Annotated in this window: 2 pseudogenes; both read right to left on the bottom strand. The window is 76.5% G+C overall.

Annotated features, from left to right (window positions below):
- A pseudogene (locus ADK60_RS23810) lies at positions 1–273 on the bottom strand (hypothetical protein); the annotation flags it as partial.
- A 7-nt stretch (positions 274–280) separates the two neighbouring features.
- Positions 281–795, bottom strand: a pseudogene (locus ADK60_RS23805) (hypothetical protein); the annotation flags it as partial.

Below are 795 nucleotides of genomic sequence, written 5' to 3'. Positions count from 1 at the left end.
GCCGGGCGGCGCCGCGGCGGGGGTGCCGGCGCCGGCGGCCGCGGCGGCGGGGACGCTCCGGTCGGGGCTGCCGACGGTCCGCCAGCCGAGCCAGCCGGCCAGGCCGAGCGGCGCCAGCACGCCGATCACGGTCACCGTGCGCAGCAGCGTCGAGCGGCGCGGGCGAGGGTCCCGGCCGGGGTCGCCGGCGCTGTCGGGGGTCGCACCGGTGCTGTCGGGAGCGGTGCTGTCGGGGGCGGTGGGGCCGGACGGCCGGCGGGTGGTGCGAGTCACGGGTGGTTCAGATCCGGTCCTGGGTGCGGGGGGTGAGTCCGAACTGGTCGGCGATCGCCTTCCACTTCGTGACGAAGTCCTTCTTCGCCTGGGTGGCCTGCGGGTTGAGCTCGTCGGCGCGCTTCTTGTCGGCGGTGTTCGGGGCGCTGCCCGTGCAGCCCTGGGAGGCGACCGTCCGGGCCCAGCTCGCGTACGCCCGGTCGATGTCGGCGGACAGCTGCCAGGCGGACTTCAGCGACTGCACGGCGTCCGTGCCGCCGGGCAGGTCGGTGACGCTCAGCTGGGCGAGCTTGGCCAGCAGCTGGTCGCGCTGCTTGCCGCCGCTGTCGAACACCTGGGCGGCGGACTCGATGTCGGGCTTGGTCGGGCAGCTGTTCACCTTGGCGACCGCGTTGCCGATCGGGGCCTTGGCGCTCTCGCCCTGGGTGAGCAGCTCGTCCAGGGCCTTGGCCTGGGCCGGCGCGTTGGCGCCGGCGGCGGTCTGGGAGGGGGACGGGCCGGTGCTCGCCGCGGGGTCGGGGG

This window comes from Streptomyces sp. XY431 (assembly GCF_001279805.1).
GTDB classification, from domain to species: domain Bacteria; phylum Actinomycetota; class Actinomycetes; order Streptomycetales; family Streptomycetaceae; genus Kitasatospora; species Kitasatospora purpeofusca.
The sequence above is the reverse complement of the archived record's forward strand: the minus strand, read 5'-3'. Positions and strand labels throughout refer to the sequence as shown.